The organism is Burkholderia sp. L-4 (assembly GCF_056856535.1).
Window position 1 is genome coordinate 496312 of record NZ_JBXEOX010000001.1, and the last position, 24786, is coordinate 521097.

General features: G+C 65.1%; 19 protein-coding genes. 12 read left to right on the plus strand and 7 right to left on the minus strand.

Going from position 1 to position 24786, the window contains the following annotated elements:
• Positions 1–94 precede the first annotated feature (94 nt).
• The 5 genes from AC1VVG_RS02395 to AC1VVG_RS02415 all read left to right on the plus strand — a co-directional run bounded on the left by AC1VVG_RS02395 (position 95) and on the right by AC1VVG_RS02415 (position 7830).
• Entirely contained in the window at positions 95–2650 is a 2556-nt protein-coding gene (locus AC1VVG_RS02395) for a type VI secretion system Vgr family protein (RefSeq protein ID WP_482835225.1), read from the plus strand.
• The gene (locus AC1VVG_RS02400; protein ID WP_124670904.1) at positions 2650–3699 is read left to right on the plus strand and encodes a DUF4123 domain-containing protein; all 1050 of its coding nucleotides are present in this window, start codon (positions 2650–2652) and stop codon (positions 3697–3699) included. The genes AC1VVG_RS02395 and AC1VVG_RS02400 overlap by 1 nt, the downstream gene beginning before the upstream one ends.
• Positions 3686–4504: a DUF3304 domain-containing protein gene (locus tag AC1VVG_RS02405; protein WP_482835226.1), complete on the plus strand. Its 819-nt coding sequence runs from the start codon at positions 3686–3688 to the stop codon at positions 4502–4504. The genes AC1VVG_RS02400 and AC1VVG_RS02405 overlap by 14 nt, the downstream gene beginning before the upstream one ends.
• A 214-nt stretch (positions 4505–4718) precedes the next feature.
• Positions 4719–5555, plus strand: coding sequence for a DUF3304 domain-containing protein (locus AC1VVG_RS02410; RefSeq protein ID WP_049032367.1), 837 nt, complete (start codon positions 4719–4721; stop codon positions 5553–5555).
• On the plus strand, positions 5548–7830 hold the full coding sequence (locus AC1VVG_RS02415; protein ID WP_482835227.1) for a hypothetical protein: 2283 nt from the start codon (positions 5548–5550) through the stop codon (positions 7828–7830). The genes AC1VVG_RS02410 and AC1VVG_RS02415 overlap by 8 nt, the downstream gene beginning before the upstream one ends.
• 94 nt (positions 7831–7924) lie before the next feature.
• Here AC1VVG_RS02415 and AC1VVG_RS02420 read toward each other — a convergent pair whose 3' ends face one another.
• From AC1VVG_RS02420 to AC1VVG_RS02435, 4 genes are all read right to left on the minus strand, one after another.
• Entirely contained in the window at positions 7925–8875 is a 951-nt protein-coding gene (locus tag AC1VVG_RS02420; protein WP_124670902.1) for an OmpA family protein, read from the minus strand.
• Between the two features lie 4 nt (positions 8876–8879).
• The gene (tagF, locus tag AC1VVG_RS02425) at positions 8880–9869 is read right to left on the minus strand and encodes a type VI secretion system-associated protein TagF (RefSeq protein WP_034187515.1); all 990 of its coding nucleotides are present in this window, start codon (positions 9867–9869) and stop codon (positions 8880–8882) included.
• On the minus strand, positions 9866–13810 hold the full coding sequence (tssM, locus tag AC1VVG_RS02430) for a type VI secretion system membrane subunit TssM (protein WP_034187514.1): 3945 nt from the start codon (positions 13808–13810) through the stop codon (positions 9866–9868). Before tssM ends, tagF begins: the two co-directional genes overlap by 4 nt.
• 301 nt (positions 13811–14111) lie before the next feature.
• A complete protein-coding gene (locus tag AC1VVG_RS02435; RefSeq protein WP_034187513.1) occupies positions 14112–14957 on the minus strand; it encodes a M15 family metallopeptidase in 846 nt (281 codons plus the stop codon).
• Positions 14958–15078: 121 nt separating this feature from the next.
• Here AC1VVG_RS02435 and AC1VVG_RS02440 point away from each other — a divergent pair, with 121 nt between their 5' ends.
• Positions 15079–16047: a hypothetical protein gene (locus tag AC1VVG_RS02440; RefSeq protein WP_034187512.1), complete on the plus strand. Its 969-nt coding sequence runs from the start codon at positions 15079–15081 to the stop codon at positions 16045–16047.
• Positions 16048–16254: 207 nt separating this feature from the next.
• Positions 16255–17283: a transporter gene (locus AC1VVG_RS02445; RefSeq protein ID WP_059557543.1), complete on the plus strand. Its 1029-nt coding sequence runs from the start codon at positions 16255–16257 to the stop codon at positions 17281–17283.
• Positions 17284–17425: 142 nt separating this feature from the next.
• On the opposite strand, the gene AC1VVG_RS02450 is transcribed toward AC1VVG_RS02445, so the two are convergent.
• Positions 17426–19594 (minus strand): M1 family metallopeptidase, encoded by a 2169-nt coding sequence (locus AC1VVG_RS02450; protein ID WP_034187511.1) that lies wholly within the window; start codon positions 19592–19594, stop codon positions 17426–17428.
• On the opposite strand from AC1VVG_RS02450, the gene AC1VVG_RS02455 reads away from it, so the two are divergent.
• The 5 genes from AC1VVG_RS02455 (at position 19593) to AC1VVG_RS02475 (ending at position 23470) form a co-directional block, all read left to right on the plus strand.
• Positions 19593–19814, plus strand: coding sequence for a hypothetical protein (locus tag AC1VVG_RS02455; RefSeq protein WP_176730067.1), 222 nt, complete (start codon positions 19593–19595; stop codon positions 19812–19814). The genes AC1VVG_RS02450 and AC1VVG_RS02455 overlap by 2 nt on opposite strands.
• Positions 19815–20234: 420 nt before the next feature.
• Entirely contained in the window at positions 20235–20732 is a 498-nt protein-coding gene (locus AC1VVG_RS02460) for an LEA/WHy family protein (RefSeq protein ID WP_034187510.1), read from the plus strand.
• Positions 20733–20887: 155 nt separating this feature from the next.
• Complete coding sequence (locus tag AC1VVG_RS02465; RefSeq protein ID WP_034187509.1) at positions 20888–21220, plus strand: YegP family protein; 333 nt, start codon at positions 20888–20890, stop codon at positions 21218–21220.
• A 136-nt stretch (positions 21221–21356) separates the two neighbouring features.
• Entirely contained in the window at positions 21357–22490 is a 1134-nt protein-coding gene (locus AC1VVG_RS02470) for a methyltransferase (RefSeq protein ID WP_069705997.1), read from the plus strand.
• An 89-nt stretch (positions 22491–22579) separates the two neighbouring features.
• Positions 22580–23470 (plus strand): class I SAM-dependent methyltransferase, encoded by an 891-nt coding sequence (locus tag AC1VVG_RS02475; protein WP_034187534.1) that lies wholly within the window; start codon positions 22580–22582, stop codon positions 23468–23470.
• Positions 23471–23490: 20 nt separating this feature from the next.
• On the opposite strand, the gene AC1VVG_RS02480 is transcribed toward AC1VVG_RS02475, so the two are convergent.
• Positions 23491–24063 carry a DUF1415 domain-containing protein gene (locus tag AC1VVG_RS02480; protein WP_034187507.1) on the minus strand — a complete coding sequence of 191 codons (573 nt, stop codon included), beginning with the start codon at positions 24061–24063 and terminating at the stop codon, positions 23491–23493.
• 76 nt (positions 24064–24139) lie between these two features.
• Positions 24140–24760 (minus strand): TetR/AcrR family transcriptional regulator, encoded by a 621-nt coding sequence (locus AC1VVG_RS02485; RefSeq protein ID WP_034187506.1) that lies wholly within the window; start codon positions 24758–24760, stop codon positions 24140–24142.
• Positions 24761–24786 lie beyond the last annotated feature (26 nt).

Here is a 24786-nt window from a genome sequence, read left to right on the forward strand (position 1 = left end):
TGTGTTCGCGGTACCGTCGTGCCGCGAGAGCAGGGCTTTTTCCTGAGAGCGCGGGCCCCGGCGGGCCTGCGGCAAACAAGAAGACGAGTGACGCATGAACGTGACAGAACTGGCGCAGGCGCTTCGCGGCGGCCTGATCCAGCAGGACCGCCTGCTGAAGACGGACATTCCGTCGTTGCCGAACAATGCGCTCGTGCCGCGCCGGGCCGTGACCCGTTCCGAGCTGGGGCGCGATTTCAGCGTGACGCTCGATCTCGTGTCCACCGCGAGCGACGTCGAACTCAAGACGCTGATCGCGCAGCCGATCACGCTGTGGATCCAGCAGGCAGACCGGTCGTATCTCCCGATCAACGGCTATGTCCACACGGCGCGCCGGCTCGGGGCGGACGGCAGCCTGTCGAGCTACCAGCTGAGCTTCGCGTCGTGGATGCACTTCCTCAGGTTCCGCAGTGACATGCGGTACTGGCAGGACAGGAGCGTCGACGCGATCCTTGCCGACGTATTCGACGCGCATCCGCAGGCGAGGGGCCGGTATCAGTTCGCACTGTCGAAGCCGCTGCCGTCGCGCTCGTACTGCCGCCAGAGCGAAACCGACTGGAACTTCGTGCATCGCCTGATGGAGGACGAAGGGCTGTTCGGTTTCTGGCGCCACGCCGACGATGGCAAGACGCACATGCTCGTCATTACCGACGATCTGCACGCGGTCGACGAACTGTCGCCGAAAACCGTCGGCTTCGATCAAACGGGAGCGGGCACCGAAACCACCGGCTTCACGCAGTGGGCCGCGTCGCGGACCTTGCAGAGCACGCTGCACACGACGCGCACGTTCGACTACAAATCGCCGTCGTCGGCGGGCAGTCCGAACGGCACGACGCTGCCGACCAAGGCCGGGCAGGGCGATCTGCCGGACCAGGCCGAAATCTACGAATACACGGGCGCCTACACGTATCCGGGCCAGGATCGCGGCGAACATCTGTCGAAGATCCGCCTGGAGGAATGGGAGTCCCGCGCGAAGCGCTTCTTCGGCGTGGGCGGCGTGCGCGCGATCGATGCGGGCCGGCGTTTCATGCTGGCCGATCATCCGGCGCACGACCGCGATTCGCCGGGCGATCGCGAGTTCGCGGCGATCGGCGTGACGCGGTACATCGAGAACAACTTGCCGCTGTCGGACCACGACGCGCACTTGCCGCACAGTCTGCAGGACCGGCTCGCGCAGGCCAAGGCGGCGCACGGCGCGGCGGTGGCGTTCGAGGTCGGGCACGACGACGGTTCGGCAGGGTTTTATCTCGTCGAAGTCGAAGCGCAGCGTGCCGCCGTGCCGTATCGCAGCCCGTTCGAGCACAAGAAGCCCGTCATGCAGCTCGAAACGGCCGTCGTCGTCGGGCCGAAGGGCGAAGAGGTGTATACGGACGAACTGAACCGGATCAGGGTCATGTTCGTCTGGGATCGTCAGAACCCGGGCACCGAAACCGCGTCGTGCTGGATGCGCGTCGTGCAGTCGGATACCGGCGGCGGCTATGGGGCCGTCCATATTCCGCGGGTTGGCGAGGAAGTGCTGATCGGCTACATCGGCGGCGACTGCGACCGGCCGATCGTGATGCACCGCGTGTACAACGGGGCCGTCAAGCCGCAATGGCATAGCGACGGGATCCTGTCGGGTTTCCGGTCGAAGGAATACGCGGGGTCGGGGCACAACGAGATGGTACTCGACGACGCGACCGGGCAGAACCGTGCGCGCCTGTTCAGCAGCAGCGCGAATTCGCTGCTTCATCTCGGTTACCTGATCGAACAGAACGGCAACACGCGCGGCGCGTATCTCGGCTCGGGGTTCGATTTGCGGACGGATGCGTATGGTGCGGTGCGGGCCGGGCAAGGGCTGTACGTCACGACCCATCCGAAGCAGGCGAACAGCCAGCCGCTCGACGTGCGTGAGGCGCAACAGCAACTGGTCGATGCCGAGGGGTTGATCGAGTCGATGTCGCAGGTCAGCGAGATGCATCAGGCGGAGAGTCTCGGTACCGGGCACGATGCGCTGAAGGCGTTCGCCGACGCGACGCAGGAGAGCGTATCGGGTGCGTCGTCGGGCGGGCGCACCGGCGGCGGGGCCGGCAATGCGAACGCATTCAAGGAGCCGGTGATGCTGTTCGCGAGTCCGTCGGGGATAGGGATGGCGTCGCAGCAATCGGTGCACCTCGCGAGCGAGCGGCAGACCAATATCGTCAGCGGTCAGAGCACCTTCATCACGAGCGGCAAGTCGCTGATAGCCGGCGTTCGCGATCGCATCAGCCTGTTCGTGCAAAACGCGGGGATGAAGCTATTCGCCGCGAAGGGCAAGGTCGAGGTCCAGGCGCATGCGGACAATGTCGAGCTTACCGCGCAGAAGACGCTGAAGATGCTGGCGGCGACCGAGAACGTCGACGTGGCCGCCAAGCAGGAAATCCTGCTGACCTCGGGCGGCGCGTATATCCGGATCAAGGGCGGCAACATCGAGATTCACGCGCCGGGGAAGATCGATTTCAAGGGGGCGCAGCACCAGTTCGCCGGGCCGACGAGCATGCCGTATCCGCTGCCCGCGATGCCGGGTGGCACGTGCAAGCAATGCGTGCTGAACGCGCATAGCGGGCGCGAATCGATGGTCGAGGCAGATTGATGGACGAAGTCGACAATACAGGCGGCGACGCCGCCCCGAACGATATCGCCGACGCTGCCGAGATCGTCGATGCTGCGCCGAATCCACGCGAGCCCGAATGGCCCGTGTTCCTGGAGATGCTGAAGACGTCGCTGGAGCGCAAGGCCGACGACGGCCGCGCGATGCGGCTTTACGCGCTTGTCGATACACGCGGTTATCAGGGGCTCGACACGCAGCTCGCAGCCGTGCGCGGCCTGCGCTATGCATCGCTCTGGACCGACACCGGGCTCGATGCCTATACCGATATCGCGCCGTACCTGATCGCATTCGACCGTCAGGTGCTCGACGACAGAGATGCCGAACAGCATCGTATGCTGCGCCAGCTATGGCTGGATGCGGTCGATCTGCATGCGGTGACGTGGTTGTGTTCGGCGTGGTCGTTCGACGCGCTGGGCGCGCATTTGCGCCGGTATGTGAAGTACGCGCTGCCGAACGGTCGCGCGTACTACCTGTTTTTCTTCGATAACCATGTTTTGGCGCGGCTTCGGCGGGTGTGGAGCGATACGCAGGCGCAGCAGTTCGTCGCGCCGTTTGGCGAGATCCGCTATCGCGACCGGCGGCTCGACGAGGTCGTGTGGCATAACGACACGCCGACGATCGAAGGCGCGATGCCGGCGGGGGACGCGCCGGGCCTCAGCGAGCAGCAGCATGCGCAACTGGTCGAACTCGGGTATCCGGACAAGCTCGTGCTGAAGTTTCGCGAGACGATGGGGGCTATGGTCGATCATCTGTCCGATGTGGAACTGCATGACCAGGTCATCGAGCAACTCGACCGGGCGGCGGCACATGGGATCGTCGAGGAAGCGGAATTGCAGTGCTACGTGGTGACGGGCGTGCTGGTTGCGCCGCGATTCGACGAGCATCCGGTTGTGAAGTCGTGCTTCGAGGCCGTCGCAGATGGGAAGGCGACGCTCGATGACGCGCTGGCGACGATCGACGATGCGACGTGGGACGTGATTCGCGCGACACACGAGCGGGAATTGCTGGAGGCGCGTAGTGACGTGGCGTAGGTCCGGGCTCGCGGTGGCTTTGAGCTTGAGCGCGTGCGGCAAGTCGGAGCCGGTGTATAGCGGAATCTCGGCTACCGGTCGAAATTATCTGCCGTGCAACATGAGCGGCTTCGCGATCTCTGACACATTCGGAAATACGGCGAGCGGAGGGGGAGACGACCCGCCGGGCGCAGGGGGCGGTAGCGTCAAATGTTGTTGCAAGCTCAAGGGCACGGAGTTTGTCGTCAAGTGGAATTACTACGATGTCGACCAATGGCACAAAGGGAACAAGCAAATGTTCCATGCAGAGACGAAGGTGTCGATGCCGCAGTCCCAGGTGCCCGACGATGCGGGTGCCCGGATTCTCGAAGTGCATTTCTTTCCGGATCGACATGTCGAGTTCCAGTTTCCCGGCGAGATGCTCGATGATGCACGTCTGCCGATTGTCGATGTCGTGAAATGGATGAAGCAGTATCAGGTGCAACTGGACAAGCGGTACGACGAGCGCGAGGACCAGCGGTTTCGTCGTATCGCCCGTGTCGTTGCGTCGGCGTGGTTGAAGTACCGCCTGACCGACCGGAATGATCTCGAGCAGTATGCGTTTTACGACTTGCTCGTGAACAGCCGGTTCGATGCACATCCTGAGGTTCAGCGCATCCTGCAAACGGCCGCCGGAAAGCCGGGGATGTTCGCGAATTCAATGCAATCGCTGCCGAAGCGTGTGTTGTCCTCACTGTCGAACGACGCGTTTGAAGCAGCGACGGTGCCGGCGATATCCGATGGTTTGATGCCACCGCCGCGTGCAGAGGGCGCGCTGCTTGGGTGATCGTATCGGGTACGTATCGGATGCGATTTGCGATGCAAACGAGCGGGATTGAGGAAACGTGGACGTCTGCGGCTGCGGGATGCGCGACGATGGAAATAGGCGCGACGCACTCGGTGGATCATGTCGGTGCGGGCATTCGGATGATTGCGGTTGGCCGATGCTTGCACTGGCGTGCCGGTCGCGATTCAGAAGGGAAACATCAATGGGTAGCGCAATGAGATTGTCGAGTCTGGTAAGTCGTGTTCTGGCAGGGTGCCTGCTTGTGGTGACCGTGACCGCATGCGGGAAGTCGGAGCCGACCTACAGCGCGATTTCGGTCATGGCCCAGAACTACCTGCCCTATAACCTGGACAAATTCACGATCGTCGACGCATACGGAAATAAGGCGAGTGGCGGGGGCGACAGTATGCCGGGCGGTGGCGGTGGCGTGACCTGCTGCTATCAGCTCAAGGGGACAGATTTTACGGTCAAGTGGGACTACTACGACGTTGATCAGTGGCATAAAGGCGACGAGCAGACGTTTCATGCCGAAGCAAAGGTTACGTTGCCACCATCAAAGGCTCCGGAGAAAGTCGGGACTCGAATTGTCGCGGTTCATTTTTATCCGGATCGTCACGTCGAGCTTCAGTTTCCCGCTGCACCAGGGGACGACTCACGCATTCCGATGATTGACGTGTCTCACTGGATATCGAGTCATTACCAGACACAACTGAACAAACGCTACGACGAGCGCGAGGATCAGCAGTATCGCCGTATCGCCCGCATTGTCGCCGCGGCCTGGCTCAAATATCGGCTCACCGACATCGACGATCTCGAGCAATACGCGTATTTCGATCTGCTCGTTAATAACAGATTCGACGCTCATCCGGCCGTACAGCAGATCCTGAAAGCGGCCAGAGGCAAGCCCGGCACGTTCGCGAAGTCGATGCAATCGCTGCCGAACGGCGTTCTGTCCGAGCTGAAACGCAATAAATTCGAAGCAGTGGCGGTACCCGCCATTCCCACCGGTCTGTTGCCGCCGCCGCGCGTAGAGGAGAAACAGCATGGCTGAGAGAATCAAGCTCGACCCGGACGACGCGACGCCGGCGTCGGTATATGTAGCGCTTGCTCGTCAGAATGCGGATGCGTATCCGAAGGCCGATTGCATGCCGTGTGGGGCGACGATCCGCATTGGATTTTTCTTCGATGCCTTTGGTCGCAATCGCGACATCGACGATGCCTCAAGTTCTCAGTATTCGAACATCGCGCGACTCTGGGAAGCGCATCGTGAAATGAAGGACGAGAGGCGGCCCGCGAATCAGTTCTGGTATCGCTACTACTACTCGGGGTTGGGTACGCCGTTGAACGACGACAGCAATTCCGACGCGCTCAAGAACATGGAGAAGGCTGCCATCGTGTCAGGAGCGAAAAAGGCTGCGAGTGCCGCAAAATCCGTCGGCGGGTCGTTCACGCGCATCAATACGCCGATCAAACAGGCGGATATGAAAAAGCGCGTCGACGATGTGAAGAAGCAGATCCTTGCGGGGGATTTTTCACTTCGGCCGGTTGAGAAGGCATTCGAGGATTTCCGACGGGATATCGAGCGTATTCCCGCTCAAGCCCGGCGTATCACGAACGTGCTGAATGCGTCGCCTGAGCGGATTTGGGAGCGAACCAAGGCGACCGGCAGGTTGCTGTGGCGCAATGCCAAGAACGACGTCAAGACCAACATCAGGGGCAATCCGATGAAGACGGCGTGGGCGGTCGCGCGCGGTCTTTTCGTGGGGCTGGTGATGGAGAACGTGCCAATCGCTCGAGACAACGCTGTGATGGCAGAGGCCTTCGGAACGGGTGTCGATAGTCGACTGATCGCAGCGAAAGACCAGTTCGAGGCGGCTTACCGTGAAGTGAAAGGCAAGATGCAGAAGGTTCGTGTCATCGAGGTGTCGGTGTTCGGCGCGGATCGAGGCTGCGTATTGGCCCGGGCTTTCGTCAACGATCTGGCGGAGAAGTACAAACGAAGAAGCGATACCGATCTTGCAATCGACGGCGTTCCGATCCAGATCAAGTTCGTCGGCCTGCTTGACGCTGTTTCTTCGATCATGTCGGAAGAGGCCGGTGAACTGATCGGCATGGTGCCGTACTTGGGCCTGATCAAAACCAGTTACAAGGATCGCAAGCTTTCCATCCCCCCAAGCGTGCAGCATTGCGTCCACTTCGCGGCCGCCCACGAAATGCGCTTTTACCAGCGCCTTGATAGTCTTGAAAAGACCCGAGGGGCCCAGTTTCTCTACCCCGGAACGAGTTGCGACGTTGTGGGGGGCGCACCAACCGGTTCGCTTGGCCTGAATGCGGAACTGATGAGGGTACCGCTGCAAGACATGTTGCTGCAAGCGTTGAAGGCGGGGACGGCCATGGATACGATGGAGGACATGTACCTCTATAAGCGGAAGACCTTCGACAAGTTTTCGATCGCCAAACCCATTAACGGCAACGGCAAGCAATACCGCATCCGGCAACTCGTCGACGCGTACACGGCACTTGTTCCCTATAGAGACGGCCTCGACCTCGTCGCACACTCGAAAATCTTCCTGCGCTGGATCGCAGTCCGCTACCAGGATCCCGCGTTCCAACGCACGATGTCCGATCCCGTCTCCGACTGGAAGCGCAACATGTCCGACGCCGATCTGCAGCGCAAGACGGCGAAATCGCAGCTCGACTGGGAACTGCAGCGGCAGGGTATCAACATGAGCATGCTGGCGAGCCGCAGTCCGGCCGATCAGGCGACGCTGCGGGGGATGAAGGCGGCCAGCGATGCGGCACAAAAGCGTTACGAGAAGCTGATCGCGGAAGCGCCGAAGGACTACACGACCGTGTGGGAGCGCCTTCACAAGGAATCGGAAAAGATGCTGCGTAACGCGTCCTACCAAGAAGGCCTGAAGAAATCCGCAGAGCAAATCCGAAACATGCCGGACTCGTGGGATTCCAACAACAAGGCGAGTGCGGACGCCGTCGAAGCAGCCATGCTGCCCGAAGCGCAGATGGAACTCGTGTCCGCATGGAAGGAAGGTATCGAAGGTGAGCATCCCCTTCCTCCGGACGTGATGGCGTTATTCGACATGCTCGTTCACGACACGCTGCTGACGAGCTGGCAGGACCACGTGCTCGCGCCGTCGCTGTACTTCCGCACGCGGGACAAGGACGAATTCGGTTCGACCGATTTCGCCAAGGAGGCGAAGCAACGCCAGAAAGACGATCGCGTCGCCGCCCGCATCGACCAGGCTGCCAAGCAGAGCCAAGAGTGGGCGAAAAGCTACAAGGGCGGCGCGACGCCGCCCATTCATTGACTGCCGATAGCCGCCCATGAAAAACGGGCGGCGACATGCCTGTCACCGCCCGCATCGGATCGCACGCCGGCTCGCGATGAGCCGGCTGTCCGCCTTACTGCCCCACCCGGAACTCGATCCGCCGATTCCTCGCCCGCCCGTCGGCCGTATCGTTCGGCGCGATCGGCTGATCCGGCCCGACGCCCGTCGTCGTCATCTGCTGCGGCGGAATGTTCTTCGTGATCAGGTAACCCTTCACCGCATCCGCGCGCGCCTGGCTCAGCGCGATGTTCGACGTCCGGTTCCCCGAGTTGTCGGTGTGGCCGATGATGTCGACCGTGCGGTTCTGCATCTTCGCGAGCGCGGCCGCCATCTGGTCGAGGATCAGCCGGCCCTGCGGCGTCAGCGTCGCGCTGCCGGTCTCGAACTCGATCGTGCGATTGGCGAGCGTCTGGTCGAGCACGCCCTGCTCGGACGCCGACACGCGCAACCCGTTCTTGATCGTGTACGTCGGGTTCAGCGTGTTCGCCATGTCGCTGGCGAGCTGCTGGCGCTGCGCCTCGTTGTGCACCTCGCCCTTCATCTCGATCTGCGTGCCGTTGATCTTCAACTGCCCCTTGCTGATCTGCTTGAGTTGCGTGCCGAGCAGCTTCTGCACGTTGGCGCTCCAGTTCGGCGGCGTCGCGACGTCGCCGACCTCGATCTGGTCGACGACGTTCGTCGTGCCGTAGGTATCGCGCAGCTTCTGCAGCACGGCGGCCTTGGTCGCCTCGTCGGGCACCTTGCCGCCGACGACGACCTGGCCGGGCGCCGCGTTCGCGGGCGGCGGCGTGATCGTGCCGGCGGTGCCGCGCACCACCGTGCCGGACGCGGTGCCGGCGCTCGGGTTCGACGACGGCAGCGCGGTCGTCGCGACCGTGCCGTTGCCGACCGGCGTGACGGTGGCGCCGGTGTTCTGCGCGAAGGCCGCGCCGCTCGCGACGAGGCCGGCGGCGAAGAGGGCGGCGAGGGCGGGCGAGAGGGCGGCCGAAAGACGGGCGCGCCGGGCGTGAATCGTGCGATGCATCCCGTCAGCCTCCGATGAACGCTTCGCGGAACGCGTCGATGGCGACGCGCAGCGAGAGTTGCGGTTGGTCGAGGTAGCTGACGAGCTTGCTGATCTGCTGATCGTTTTGCGCATGGGCGTCGATCCACTCGGGATCGTCGATGTCGATGTTGTGGGCGGCATAGGTCTGCGGGTCGACCACGCTCAGCAGTGTCTTGGAAGACGCGCCGTTGAAGCCGATGATCAGCCGTTCGCGTTCGGCGATCGTGCCGATGAAGATCGCGAGTTCGAAGTCGGCCTGCGCGACGAACGGCGTGATGAGTTCGAGCCAGAACGCGGCGACGAGGCTGCGGTAGAACGGATCCACGGGCAGCGGTAGCGTGAGCCCGCGCTCGATGTGCGACGAGCCGCTCTGCATCACGGGCCGCAGCAGCGAGCCGAGCGCGAGCATCGCGCCGCGCAGCCGCACCGGATGGCCGCTTTCGAGCAGCATCTGCTGCAGGCCGTACAGCGACTGATGTTCGACGAAATCGTTGAAGGTACCGTCGTGCGACGTGCCGGGGCCGCCGACATCGATCGGTACCTGCGTGTCGCCGAGCGCCTGCAGCGCGCCGGGCGGCTCCTCCTTCGCGAGCAGCGCCGGCATCTGCGCCGCCACGCGCGACCACAGCCGCGCGAACGCGAGCGGGCTGCGCGCGAGGAACGCGAGCGGCCGGTCGACCTCGAGCGCGGTCGCGCCGAGGAACGGGAAGCGGCGCATCGACACGTCATGGCTCGCCACCATGTGGCCCGCGATCGCGAGCTTGCTGCGCGAGCCGATGAATGCGAAATGCATCGGCTTCGCATCCTCGTAGACGATCTTCCAGCGTGGATCTTCCGCAAGCAGCTCGAGCGCCTGCGCGATCCAGCGATCGAGCGTCTGCAGCAGCTGCGGATTGTGTGCGCTCTTGACGAAGTCGCCGCGCGACGGAATCTTGCCGAAGTAGGCGATTTGCGCCTGAACGGTTTGCGTCATTGCGCCCCCTGTGCATGCGTTGCGTTGGCGGCCGCGACGGCCGGCGCGGCGGCCGGCGTGCCCGTGCCGGCGGACTGCGTTGCGTTCAGCGCCGCGCCCGCGCTCGCGTCGGCGACCGACGACGGCAGCTGCAGGCCGCGCAGGCTCTGCTGCTGCGGCTGGTCACCGCCGCCGCCGGACGGTTGAGACGTGCTGATGATGCGCATCGTTACCGACACGTTCACGCTGCCCTGCGCCCACGTCAGGTCGAAGGTGCCGTCCGGGCGGCGCTTGCGCTGCGCCGAGTTGATCAGCTTCTCGAGACCGTAGCGGCCCGGCTCGTTGACGAGCTGCACCGTGCGGCCGTCGAAGGTCGTCGCGGACAGCGTCGCGCCCGGCGAGCCCTGCGGGTTCGGCCAGACGAAGTTGGTCCACTGCGGCGGCGTGTTGCGGTAGCGCAGTTGCTGGCCGTCGATCGCGATCGTGTATTCCGTCGTGCCCGTGCTCGGCTGCGGCAGGATCTGGAACACGGTCTGCGGCTCGGACGACGCGGCCGCGCTGCCGGCGGCGCCGCCCGCGAGCGGTGCGACCCAGCGTGCGAAGCCGTTCGTGAAGTCCGGCGTGAGCCCGATGCCCATGTCGCCCCACGTGCGGGCGGCGAGCGTGTCGCCGCGGCGTACCGCGAGCGGCCCGAGCGTCGTGCCGACGAACTTCGCGATCGAGCCGTCCGGACCGAACACCTGCGCGATCTCGCCGGCGCCGGCCTCGACCTTGGCGTTCGCCGCGAACGGGTACTTCGTTGCAAGCGAGTTCTGGAACGGCTGGTAGACCTGCGCGTTCCACACCTTGTTGACTTCGGCGCTGGCCGGCTGGATCACGACCGCGAACGCCTGCATCAGCGGCCGCACGAGCAGCGGGCGCAGCGACTTGCGTTGCGAATCGGTGAGGCCCGTCAGCATCTGCTCGTCGACGAGCTTCAGCGAATCGGCGAGCTCCGAACCGTTGCCGTCGAGCGTCTGCTGCATCAGCTGGCGCGCGCCCGGGCCCGGGTCGCCCTGGTTCTTGATCACGTTGAAGCGGGTACGGACCTTCGACAGCGAATCCATGTAACCCTTGAGCATCGACGTGCCGTCATGCGTCGCGACGATCCGCGCGAGCCCGATGAACTCCTGGCCGATCGGACCCATCGGCACCTCGGCCGGATTGCCGTTGATGTCGATGTTGGCCGCCGCCACCTGGCCGGCCTGCGAGCGCGTGAACAGCTGCTTGACCCAGTTCACCACGCCCGTCTGCGCCTTCTTGATGGCCACGTTCGCGAGCGACGGGTTGTCCCACGACGTCTGGTCGTACGCGGTCTCGAGGATCTTGCGGATCGGCGAATCCTGCGGGTCGCCGAGGCGGTTCATCCCGTCGACGGCCTGGCCGAAGCTGCTGAAGCCCTGCACCGCGATGCCCTGCATGAACTTCTGCCAGTGCTGCGCGTACTCGGTCTTGTACATGCCGACGAGCGTCTTCTGGATCTGCTCGGGGCTGCCCTCGAGCGTCAGGTCGTCCTGCGTCGACGTGTTCAGCACCCAGTCCTTCGCCTGCAGCTCCTTGGTCGCCGCGTCGCGGATCGCCGGCTGCACGTAGTCGAACCACGCTTCGCGCGTGAACGTGCCCGGAATCGCGTAGCTGCCCGCCACGAGCGACTGGTTGCCGTCGCCGACGATGCGCGCGATGGTCATCGGCGCGAAGCGGGTCGACGCGCGCGCCTTGATTTCCTCGTAGACGCGCTGGCGGGCCGGCATGCCGCGCACGACGCGGCGCAGGTTCTCGCGGGTCTGGTCGACGAGCGCGAGGTTCGCGTCGATCATCGGCCAGTCGTCGTCGTTCACGCGGGACAGGTAGAACGAGATCATGCGCTCGGCGCTCTTGATCATCTCGTCGCGCGGCATGTTGCCGCGATTCGTCTCGAGCCAGCCGCGCCAGAAGCGGGCGAGCTGGTCGGTCAGGTGCGCCTGCTCGACGTGGCGCTTGTCGGACAGCATCAGGTACGTCTTCAGCGCGTTGTACGCGTCCTGCACGTTGGTCGGCGACGCGTCGCTGTAGAGGCCGCCCTGCGGTGCGGCGGGCTGTTGCGCGGCGGCCGGCGCGGGGCCGGACGCGGCCAGTGCGGCACCGGCCTGCGGCGCGGCGCCTGCCGCGTTGGTCGAGACCGGCAGCGTGCCGCCCTGCACGGCGCCCGATTCGGGCGGGCGCGTCATCGGCACGAGCTGTTCGGGGTGCGCGTTCACGTCCTTCATGAACGACGCGAGGTTCTGCGACACCGGAGCCAGTAGGATCTGGCGCACGCCGTTGTAGTACTCGGTCAGCAGGTGCTGCTCGAGACGGTCGCCCTGGTACAGGCCGAGCGACACGGACAGCGGCTTGTCGCGGCGGAACTGCTCGAGCTGCTCGATCCGGTCTTCGAGGATGTCCATCGCCTGCAGGCGCGACTGCAGGTCGTTGCGGCCCTGTTGCAGGCGCGTGACGTTGTCGAGGTCGGCCTGCACGTTCGACACGAGTTGCTGGTTGCCGATCGTGGACCAGGTCCAGCCGCCGAGCGCGAGCGCGAGCGCCGCGACGAAGCCGAAGAAGGTGGCGTAACGCAGCCGCGTCTTGGTCGGGCTTGCGAACTGGCGCACCGTCTGGCGGTCGGCGAAGATCACCTTCGAGAACAGGTCGCGCAGGAAGAAGCCGTTCTTCGAGAACGCGCTGTGCGGCTTCGGCAGCGCGTTTCCGTCGAGGCCGAAGCGGTGCGCGATGCGCTGCGCGGCCGCGCTGTTGGTTTCGCCTTCCTGCAGGGCGCTGGTGAAGTAGAAGCCGCGGAAGATCGGCTTGTACTGGAACGGGTTGTTCTCGAACAGCGTCGCGAGGAACGCGCGCAGCGACGGCTTGATCGTCGAGAATTCGAGCGGGAAGCTCAGCTGGCCCGGCGACAGCTGGTTGCCGCGCGACAGCGACAGCTGCGCGACGCTGATCTCCTTCAGCCCTTCGTAGAGTTCCTCGAAGTGCGTATCGAACTGCGCGACCACGTCGCGCTTGTCGTCGGGCTCGTAGGGCAGGGTGGCGCCCCACACGCGGTCGTACTCGTGCTTGTCGCTGCTGCTGAAGAATTCGGTGAAGCCGGTGATCAGGTCGGCCTTCGTGAACATCACGTAGACCGGCGCGAACACTTCCAGCTTTTCCGTCAGCTCCTGAACGCGCTGGCGGAGGTTTTTCGCGAGGTTGATCGCGAATTCGGGGCGGTTGCCGGTGAGTTCGGCGATGCTCGCGGTGACGATGATGCCGTTGATCGGCGCCTTCGGGCGATAGCGCTTGAGCAGGCCGAGGAAGCCGAGCCATTCGCTGCGGTCTTCCTCGTGCACCGAATAGCGGCCGGCCGTGTCGAGCAGGATCCCTTCGGTCGTGAAGAACCAGTCGCAGTTGCGCGTGCCGCCGATGCCGTGGATCACGGCGCTGTTCTTGTCCGCGAACGGGAATTGCAGGCCGGAGTTGAGCACGGCGCTGCTCTTGCCCGCGGCCGGGTTGCCGATCACGATGTACCACGGCAGTTCGTACAGCGCGGAGCCGCCCGACACCTGGCCGATCTTCGATGTCTTGATCGTCTTCACCGCATCCGACAGGCGCGTGCGCAGCACGTCGAGGTCGGCGGTCTTCGAATCGGGGGCGAGCGCGGCGGCGGCGGGCGCGGCGATCTTGCCGGTTTCCGCCTGCTCCTCGAGCACCTGGCCGAGCTGCTGGTTCGCGCGCTTCACGCGCCAGCGGCGCCACAGCGCGACGACGAGCCACAGCGCGAGGATCGCCGCGAACGCGATCGCCGCCCACAGGAGCGGCAGCTGCAGCATGTCGGCGACGATGAAGAGAATCGCCGCTAGCGCGACGATCCCGACAATCGAGAGCGTACGCGGATGAGTCAGCACGTTGAGGATGCGTTGCATAGGACGTTCAGGTTCCGGTGCGATTCGGTGAGGCGACGCAGGCGCGCCGAGCGGCAAGGGTGGCGCCGCGATGTGTCGCCATGCTGTCAAACGGGATGAAGGGGGCTGGCATCAATGCGCCCGCGGCATCGGAGAAGGCGCGCGCATTAATGAAAGGACGCTGTGAGATTTAAAACGGAAGCGGCGGCCGGAAAAAATCGCGCACCGGAATGCCCGATTTTTTGCGTCGCCCGTATCGTTTCCTGCCGGGATATTTAAAAGCCCCATGCCGCCCTCATTATTTCCTGTCCGGCAGCCCTGGCTAGCTGCCGCGTCCCAGTTTAAAACCGGGTTTATGGTATTCCACGTGCCCGAGATCCATCATTTTCCATCGGCCGCCCCAGGTCAGGCCGACTTGCTCGGCGACCTGGCCGTACAACTCGTAGCCGCGCATCGCCCAGGGATCTTTCTCGGAAATGACCAGCTTGCCGTCGCGCAGGAATGCGTTATCGGCCGCCAGCCCGAATTGGTGATAACTCTGGAAGGCCGCCGCGTTGGTCACGTTGCTGCCCATCTGTGCCAGCCGGTTCTGCCGTTCCGGGCTTCGGTACCCTTCCAGCAGCGCCATCTCATAACCGTGCTGTTCGTGCATGATCTTGTAGACCAGCAGCAGACGCGTACGGAAATCCGGGTCCAGCAGGTTCCAGTCGCGGCTCGCATCCTTGAGTGCCGGGCGTATCTGCTCGACTTCCTTGGTGGCGAAGACTTCCGGCGGCAGCGGCGGCGGCGGTACGAGCTGCTCGCCCTGCAGCAGCGCGGCGATCTTCTCGTCGGGCACGCGCGCCGTGTCGTCATACTGGAACAATTGCCGGCCGCGTAAAGCAATGGCGACCAATGGCGGCGTCGCAAGAATACCTGCCGATACCATAATCATCAAGCGCCGTCGAACCAGTAAATTTTGCACATCGTTTAATGCGCCGCGCGTAACGCTTGCCGATTTAACAATCTGACTCCGCGTGCGCGCGGCGCGATCGTTCGCACGGCGCGTAAGACGGCCGTGAAACTGGGCGACGGATTCGAAAACGGTCGCGCGGATACCCGGTAAAAGCAACAGTGCCGCAACCGCAACGGCAAGGGCGAAATAGGCGACGAGTGCGACGGCAATCAAGGAAATCCCCGGAAATTGGAATTGATTGTGTTTTGCAATGCTTGCTCTTAGAATCAGGCTGCTTCGAGAGGCCGGGCTATATTATCGCGGTGAATTAAACCAGGATTCAATGAGACGCTGAATGAGTGCGCCGGAAAATTCAAATTCGAAAACTCCGCCCAGCCTGCTGTCCGATACTAAACCGGCAGGCGAGGGAGGACCTCAGCAGTCGCGCATTCTCGCGAATCTGGAAGGACGTGTCACGCCGCCCGCCGAACCCCCGCGCCGTTCGCTGAAGGCGCCGATCGCCGCCGTCGTCGCACTGGTGGTTGCCGTCGGCGGCTGGGGTGCGTGGCGCATGCAGCAGCACTCGGGCGAACCGGTCGCCGCCGTGACGGCCGCCGCCGAGCCCGCGGCCGCCGCGCCGGCCAAGGCCGTACCGGCCAGCAACGCCGTCGCGCAAGTCGCGCAGAATGGCGCATCCGCCGCATCCGCCGCGTCCGCCGTGCAACCGGCCACGATCGTCAACGACGATTCGGCATCCCAGGCCGTTGCCTCCGCATCGTCCGCGTCCGCCGCCGACGGCAGCCGCCTGTCGCGCGCACTGGCCAATGGCGCCGACGACGCATCGGGCGCAGCCACGGCCGGCGCGGCTGCAGCCGCCACGGCCGCAGCAGCCGCGACGACGAAGACCGCGAAGGCCGACGCCACGAAGAGCACGAAGGTCGCGGCGCACGGCAAGGCCGACACCAAGGCCGAGGCCCGCAAGCATCGCAAGGAACAGGAGGCGGAGCTCGCGCAGGCGAAGAAGCGCCGCGACGCGGCCGCGACCCGTACCGCGAAGGCGGCCGGGAAGGACGATCCGGATGCCGACCTGCTCGCGGCGCTCGTCGCGCGCACGAAGCCGGCCGACAAGAAGCTCGCCGCGCAGAAGGGCCAGGCCGTGCCGACCAAGACGGCCGCGACGTCCGGCTCGCTCGCGTCGCGCGTGAAGGAATGTTCGGAGCGCGGCTTCTTCGAAGATCAGCTGTGCCGCTGGCGTGTGTGTGACGGCCACTGGGGCAAGGACCCCGCGTGCCCGAGCGCCGCACAGTCGGAGACGCGGCAGTAGCGCGCGTTGCGCCTGCCGCCGCGCTTGGTCCGCGCCGCCCGTTGGGCGGCGCGTTGCTTTTGGGGGCGAGCAAGCTGCCGGTATGATGCGGCCTGATGCTGTCACGAGCGCGTCACGCCCGTCGGGCATACGTCTCCATTCCTTTCCCGGCGCGGGCCCGCGACCCGCGATGTGCGGCGCGTCGCGCGCCGCACGACCTTCGACACGATGGACCTGATCGTACAGACTTACGGCGCCGATACGTCCGGCATGGTGTGCGGCTTCCGCTTCGTGCCCGGCGGCGCCGGCGCGACGCTCGACGCCGACGCGGCCGCCGCGTGGCTGCGCACGTGCCGCGAACACGGCACAGGCGCGTCGGGCGATTTCGTCTGGCTGCATTTCAATCTCGCGCATGGCGCGAGCGAGCGCTGGATGCGCACGCATCTCGGGCTGCCCGACAGTTTCTTCGAATTTCTCCACGAGGGGTCGCGTTCGACGCGCATCGAGCAGGAAGACGGCGCGCTGCGCGCGATCGTCAACGACGTGATGTTCAACCTCGAGCTGACGCCGTCGGAGATCGCGACGCTGTTCGTCCACGTCGAGCAGCGCATCATGGTGACGGCGCGGCTCAAGCCGCTGCGCTCGGTCGACACGCTGCGCGCGTGCGTGCGCGATGGCGAGCGGTTCAGGTCGCCCGCGGAGCTGCTCGTGCACCTGCTGCGCGACCAGGCCGACCTGCTGATCCAGATCATGCGGCGCACGAGCGTCGACGTCGACCGCATCGAGGATCGCTTCCTGTCGCAGCGGCTCACGTCGAGCCGTATCGAGCTCGGCGCGATGCGCCGCACGCTGACGCGCCTGCAGCGCATGCTCGCGCCGGAACCCGGGTCGATCTTCCGGCTGCTTGCGAAGCCGCCCGCGTGGCTGCACCTGGAAGACGTGCAGGAGCTGCGCGAATCGACCGAAGAGTTCTCGCTCGTGCTCGCCGACCTGGCGGGGCTCAACGAGCGGATCAAGCTGCTGCAGGAAGAGATCGGCTCGCGTCTCGACGAGCAGAACAACCGGACGCTGTTCACGCTGACGCTCGTGACCGTGATCGCATTGCCGATCAACATCGTCGCCGGCTTCTTCGGGATGAACGTCGGCGGCGTGCCGTTCTCGGAAAACAAGCACGGCTTCTGGCTGATGGTGCTGCTCGTCGCGGGCTTCACCGCGCTCGCCGCCTGGTGGGCATTTCGGCGTCGCGACGACCGCTAGCGACGCATCGGCGCCGCGGCGCGGTCGCGCGTGCGTCGGGCGGACGAAAAAAGGGCCTCGCATGCGAGGCCCGTCAAAGGTCGGAGAAGCCGGTACGCCGTCCGGCGCCGCAGGCTGCGCGGCGCCGGACGGCTGCGCACCGTTACTGCGTCACTACCTTGCGCGGCTTGAAGATGCCCTGGTATTGCAGTGCCGGGCGTTCCTTCGTCGTCAGCTCCACGCCGCCGAAGGTCGGCGTCTGGCGCAGCTTCATCGCGGCCGGCGAAGCGACCGAGCCGATCGACGTCGAGCGCGAAGCCGGCGCGAGATTGTTCGCGACGAGCAGCGCGGCTTCGCTCTTCAGGTTCGCCAGCAGTACCGGATCGGTCGAGCCGTTGACCTGCGTGAGCAGCCCGCTCCAGGCCGCGTCGCTGTAGTTCACGACGTAGTAGTCGAGACCGCTCGGGTCGGCGACCACGCCCGTGCAGCCGTCGATCCGCGTCTGCGTCTGCGTGTCCTTCAGCGCGAGCGTCGTGCGTTTCGCGAGACCCTGGCCGTACGCGAGCGTGATCGGCACCGTCCACTGCAGGCCCGGATACGCGTTCTTGTTCGGGAACGGCTGCTGTTTCAGCGTGACGATGGTCTGGTTCTTCGTCAGGTCGCACTGCGTGTCGAGCGAGATCAGCGGCACGCCGGTCTGACGCACGTAGCTGTCGCCGATCGGGCCGACCGCCTGGCCGCTTTCCTTCGACAGCGCATCCCACAGGCGCTTCGGCGTACCGTTGCCGAACGAGTAGTCGACCAGGTACTGCTGCAGACCCTTGCGCAGTGTCTGCTCGCCGAGATAGTTCTCGAGCGTCTTCAGCACGTGACCGCCCTTGTCGTACGTGAACGCGCTGGCGCTCAGCACGAAGTCGTTCGACGCCCAGCCGTTGAAGTTCGGCGCGACCGGGAACGCGTTCGGGCCGATGTCACGATTGATCACGCGGTACTTGTTCTTCACCTGGTCGAGCCAGCTGAACTCGTCGGGGAAGAACTGGATCGTGGTCTTCGTCTCGAAGAACGTCGCGAACGATTCGTTGAGCCACACGTTGTCCCACCAGTCGGTCGTGACGAGATCGCCGAACCACTGGTGCGCGACTTCGTGCGTCAGCACCTCGTTGCCGTAGTGCGACATCGGCTGGCCCGGCTGCGGCAGGATGTCGTCGGCGAACTCGAGGATCGACCCCCAGTTCTCCATCCCGCCGAAGTTCAGGTCCTTCTGGTCCTTGAACGCGTCGTTCGCGGCCACCGTGTCGAACTTCGTGAGCGGCAGCGCGATGCCCGTGTAGCGGTAGTAGAAGTCGAGCGCCTGCTTGGTGCGGTCCATCGCCGGCTTCGCCCACTCGCTCATGCCCGGCGGCGTGAACACGCGCAGGTGCAGGCCGCCCTTGCCGCCCGGCAGCGGGCTCGTGAAATCGTCCTCGTAGGTGTCGAACATGCCGCCGCCGAAGAACAGCAGGTACGACGGCATCGGCGGGGTCTTCTCGAACTGCACGAGCTTGTAGCCGCCGCCGACGTTGGTCGACGGCTTTTCGGCCGCGTTCGACACGACGCGCCAGCTCGACGGCACTTCGGCCGTCACTTCATAGGTCGGGCGGAAGGCCGGCTCGTCCCAGCCCGGGAACCACTGGCGAGCCAGGTTGGTTTCGCCCTGCGTCAGGATCGCGCCGCTCGTCTTGCCGTCGGTGCCCTTCAGGTCGACCCGGAACACGCCTTCCGCGGCCGAGCAGCCCGGATACGGATCGTCGCCGCAGCTGCCGCCCGTCTTCGTGCCCGGATCGTCGTACGACTTGAAGTTGATGATGCCCGACCACTCCATGTGCAGCGAATAGGTGCCCGGCGAGATCGTGCCGCTCACGGGCCGCAACTGATAGAAGTCACCCTTGTCCTGCGGCGTCGCAATCAGCTGGATATTGCCCGGCTGCAGCGTGATGCGGCCGTTCGTGAACTTGATCCGGTGGCCGGCGATCACGATGTTGTTGACCGGCTTCAGCACCTTGATTTCGACGTCGGCGCGGCCGTCGAACGCGTTCAGCGCGTCGTTCGGGCGGAACCACAGCCGGTAGTTCACGGGCACCACGGTGTCCGGCAATTCGACAGGCGATACGCTCTTGTCGACGTTCGATGCGCTCGGCGGCGCGGTGACGGCGGGCGACGAGCCTGAATGCGGCGCGCCGGCGGAGCTGAGCGCGGAAGCGGAGCCCGCACCGCCGTCGTCGCCGCCGCACCCGGCGAGTGCCAGTGCGGCGACGAGCGGCAGATAACGCATCTTGCGAATATGGATCGACATGACTGAAACCTCGATTGTTGAAGGAATCGTTCAGTGCTGCGAAAACGCCGGCAAAAGCCATCCCCTCGCCGTTAATCAACGGCGAAAAAATGGCAATGACGGATTATTCGAAAAGACGGTAGCCGACTACGTGAAGGTAATCATGGTTTACTGCCCCCTCTGGATTTCCGGATATTGGTTAACTTGCCAGTTCAAAATGGCCGGACGCGTGTTGTACTGAATTGATTTCGCGCGCACGACACCGGGCCGCGCGCCCGGCGGGGCGCGCAATCCCTTTGAACCGACGACCTACGGGGCTGGCCGGGCCAGGCCGCAGGACGGAAGGAAGGCGGGTTGCCATTCCGTAAATGCGCCGTCATGCGGCTTCAAGGTTTGTCGGCTTGCTCCAAGGATGCGTAAATATACTTGATGGTTTTGGGTAAAGGAAACGAAAAATTTAGAAAGAGCATCTATTGAATTCTCCGCGCTTCATTGAATGCTGGAAGTCATTAATTCGCTTTCCGTTTAGCTGATGATTTCGTAGTTTTAATCTATTAACAATCTTGGGCTGCGGCGAAAACTACGAAATCCGGCGTGGAGCGGCACGCTCGGTACAATGCATCGACGACCCGCTCACCGATCGCCGCGAGGAGGCCCTTCCATGCCACGTACCCTGTTCCGTTTCGCGCCGCTGCGCGCCGTGCCGATGCTGTTCGCCGCCGTGCTGCTGCTGCTCGGCGGTTGCGCGGGGCTGACGCGCGACCCCGTGCGCGTGTCGGTCGCGGGGCTCGACCCGCTCGTCGGGCAGGGGCTCGAGATGCGCTTCAACCTGAAGCTGCGCGTGCAGAACCCGAACGATGCGCCGATCGAGTACGACGGCATCTCGGTGTCGCTCGACCTGAACGGCACGCCGTTCGCGAGCGGCGTCAGCGATCGCGCGGGCACCGTGCCGCGTTTCGGCGAAGCGGTGCTCGACGTGCCGGTGTCCGTGTCCGCCTTCGCCGCCGCGCGGCAGGCGTGGAACCTGCCCGGCGCGGCCGCGAACGGCGAACTGCCGTATGCGCTGCGCGGCCGGCTCGCCGGCGGCGTGATCGGCACCGTGCGCTTCAACGACGCGGGCACGCTGCGCATGCCGGTCATGCCGGGGTGGGGCGGGTAGGCCATGCGGTTTCCGGTAACGTCGCTCAAATGTCAACGAAAATTGACGATTTGACGGTCTTCAATGCTTATCGTCGCGTGAGGTCGATTTTTGCGGGCGTTGCCCCTACACTTGCCGATGTCCGAGGGCCGGACATTCATTTCAGGAGCAAACTCATGGCGGCAAAATTCGAGATCAAGAAAGCCACGAACGGTCAGTACTACTTCCACCTGAAGTCGGCGAACGGCGAGATCATTCTCGCGAGCGAGCGGTACGAAGAGAAAGGCAGCGCGAAAAACGGGATCGCATCCGTGCGGGAAAATGCGCCGCTGGACGAGCGCTATGAGCGCAAGCTCGCCCACAACGGCGAGCCGATGTTCAACCTGAAGGCGGCCAACCATCAGGTCATCGGCACGAGCGAAACGTACAAGAGCGTGCAGGGCCGCGAGAACGGCATCGCGGCCGTCAAGCGCGATGCGCCCGGCGCGGAAGCCATCGATCTCGCCTGACGGTCGATCGCGCCGCGACGCATGCTTTCGGGCGGGCGTCGCGGCGCCCGTTTTGCCGGTCCGGGCAAAGCGCGGTATGGTGTGGTCCGCGCGGTGAATTCCCGCCGCCATCGATGCCAACCGTAACCGAGTTCGCGTGACCGATTTCCCCGTTTTCCACTGGACCGACGCCGACGGCGCCGATCATGCCGTGCGCTGGCGCTCCGAAGCCGGCGTGCCGCCGCCCAAGCGTGCGGTGCCCGCCGACGATCGTCTTGCCGCCGACGCGGCTTACCGCCTTGCTTGCGAGGGCACCGCGCTCGTCTGGCAGGGTGATTTCCAGAATGCGCGCCAGCTCGTGCAGGCGATGGCGCGCCGTGTCGAGCGCAAGCCGAAGAAGGCGAAAGCCGCGGCCGGCGTCGACGCATTCAACCTGCATCGTCTCGCGCAGTCGCAGCGTGCGCGCACGCTCGGGATGCTGCTGATCCCGCTCGACGCCGACTACACGATCCCGCTGCGCCGTGCGCCCGACGTGCGTGCCGCCTGCGAGGAGGCGTATGGCCCCGGCGGCGCGCCGTCGGTCGTGTCGCTGCGCGAACTGCTCGGTCTCGTCGGTGCGCATGAGTGGCGCAAGAAGGGCGTACCGATTCCGGCGCTCGGCGGCGCGCCGATCCACCCGCACTATGGCGTGTTCTCGCCGGTGCGCGGCGAATACGTCGACCTCGTCGCGCGCGCGCCGCTGCCGGCGACATCGCTCGCGTTCGACATCGGCACCGGCACCGGCGTGCTGGCGGCCGTGCTTGCGTCGCGCGGCGTCGAGCGCGTCGTCGCGACCGACCAGGATCCGCGTGCGCTGGCGTGCGCACGCGAGAACGTCGCGCGGCTCGGCCATGCGAGCCAGGTCGACGTCGTCGAAGCCGACCTGTTTCCGCCCGGCCGCGCGCCGCTCGTCGTCTGCAACCCGCCGTGGGTGCCGGCCCGGCCGAGCGCGCCGATCGAATACGCGGTCTACGACCCCGACAGCCGCATGTTGCGCGGCTTCCTCGCGGGGCTCGCCGCGCATCTCGAGCCGGGCGGCGAGGGCTGGCTGATCCTGTCCGATTTCGCCGAGCATCTCGGCCTGCGGCCGCGCGAAACGCTGCTGCAATGGATCGACGAAGCCGGCCTCGTCGTGCTCGGCCGCGACGACATCCGCCCCGCCCACCCGAAGTCGACGGACGCCGACGATCCGCTGCACGTGGCACGCCGCGCCGAAGTCACGTCGCTGTGGCGGCTCGGCGCACGAGCCTGACCGCGCATTTTCGGTAAACTGTCGCCATTCCTCACGAATTCCCGCCGCCGGGCCGTGGTCGACCGACCGTGGCCCGGCGCCGCATCACGATGTCGAACAAGACCCACGAAATCCGTCCGGAGCAGTCCGTCGAGCTGCTGAAGGAACTGCACATCCTCACCCGCGACGGGAAGCTGAACCAGGACAGCCGCCGCAAGCTGAAGCAGGTCTACCACCTGTTCCAGTTCATCGAGCCGCTGCTCGCCGGCGTGCAGGCCGACCAAGGCAACGTGACGCTCGTCGATCACGGTGCCGGCAAGTCGTATCTCGGCTTCATCCTGTACGACCTGTTCTTCAAGCAGCAGCCGGGGCACGGCACGCCGGCGTTCGCGTCGCACGTGTACGGGATCGAGACGCGCGAGGAGCTCGTCACGCGCTCGACCGAGCTGGCCGCGCGGCTCGGGTTCGGCGGCATGTCGTTCCTGAACCTGTCGGTCGCCGACTCGATCACGTCGCCGCGGCTGCCCGAAACCGTCGACGTCGTCACCGCGCTGCATGCATGCGACACGGCGACCGACGACGCGATCCGCTTCGCGCTCGCGAAGCGCGCGCAGCACATCGTGCTGGTGCCGTGCTGCCAGGCGGAAGTCGCGGGCGTGCTGCGCAAGAACAAGGGCAAGTCGCTCGCGAACGCGCTGACCGAGGTGTGGCGGCATCCGCTGCATACGCGCGAATTCGGCAGCCAGATCACCAACGTGCTGCGCTGCCTGCAGCTCGAGGCGCACGGCTACCAGGTCAGCGTGACCGAACTGGTCGGCTGGGAGCATTCGATGAAGAACGAGCTGATCATCGCGCAGTACAAGAACCTGCCGCGCCGGCGGCCCGGCGAGCGGTTGAACGAGATCCTCGGGATGTTCGGCCTTGCCGAACTGAACGAGCGCTTCTTCGTGGCGCAAGCCGCGCGAGCAGGCGGCGAGGCCGCCGAGCCGGCCGAAGGCTGACGCACGGCCCGCGCGGCGCGTCAGACGTCGTCGCCCGGCCTGCGCATCCATTCGCGCCAGCCGTCATGGCCGAGGCGGCGCAGCGTTTCCTGATTCTTTTCGTAGATCGCGGACGCGTCGGGAAACGCGTCGACCGCGCGTGCGATGCTGTCCTCGCGCAGCAGATGCAGGATCGGGTACGGCGCGCGGTTCGTGTAGTTCTCGATGTCGTCGGGCGCGGTGCCTTCGAATCGGTATTGCGGGTGGAAGCTCGCGATCTGCAGCACGCCGTCGAGCCGCAACTGCTGCACCAGCCGTTCGGCAAAGAACAGTGCGTCGTTGTAATCGACGAAATCGGCAAACGCATGCGGGAAGATCAGCAGCGTCGTATCGACCTGCCGCGGGTCCGCCGCATCGAGCGCGCGCAGCTCGGTCTCGAGTTCGGCGAGCGCATCTTCCAGCGTCGTCGCGTCGCTGATCGCGTAGCGCACCTGTTCCTTCACGTAGACGCTTTTCGCGAACGGGCACAGATTGAGCCCGATCACCGCGCGCGCGAGCCAGTGCCGGGTGGCGGCGAGGATGTCGTCGTGCGATTCGGGGCGGGTGTCGGTCATCGTGAAACCAGTCGGGCGGAAGAACGGCGAGGGCCGCATTGTAGCGGGCGCGCCGCGCGCCGGCGCATGCGCCGCGTCAAGCGCAGGCGGCTTCGATCAACTGCGTGACGAGCGCGGGCGCGGTGCCGATCGGCGTTTCGCCGTGCCGGTACGTCTGGCTCGCCGCATAGATGCCTTCGACCACCAGCGCAAGCGCGTCGGCCAGCGCCTTCGGCTGCCGCGCGCCGGCGCCTTCGCATAGCGAGACGAGCCGTTTCATCAACTGTTCCTTGTTTTGCGCGACGCGCTCGCGCGCCGGGTGCGACGCATCCGGGAATTCGGCGGCCACGTTGACGAACGGGCAGCCGCGATAGTCCTTCTGCGTCGCGCGCTCGGCAAGATCGACGAAATACTGGATCAACTGCGCCTTCGGCTGCCCCGGGTGCTTCGCGGCGCTCGTGTCGAGCCGCTCGAAGAAGCATGCGTCCATCCGTTCGAGATACGCGAGGATCAGCTCGTCCTTCGACGAGAACTGGCGGTACAGGCTCATCTTGTTGACGCCCGCGCGCTCCACGACCGCCTCGACGCCCACCGTTCGCACGCCTTCCCTGTAAAACAGCTCCTCGGCGGCACGCAGCAGGTGCTCCTGTGCGGTGGCGCCGTCGATCGGCCGGCGCGTACGCCGCGCCGGCGGTTTGTCGATCTCGATGCCCGACATGATGACCCTCGACTACGTGATGAATT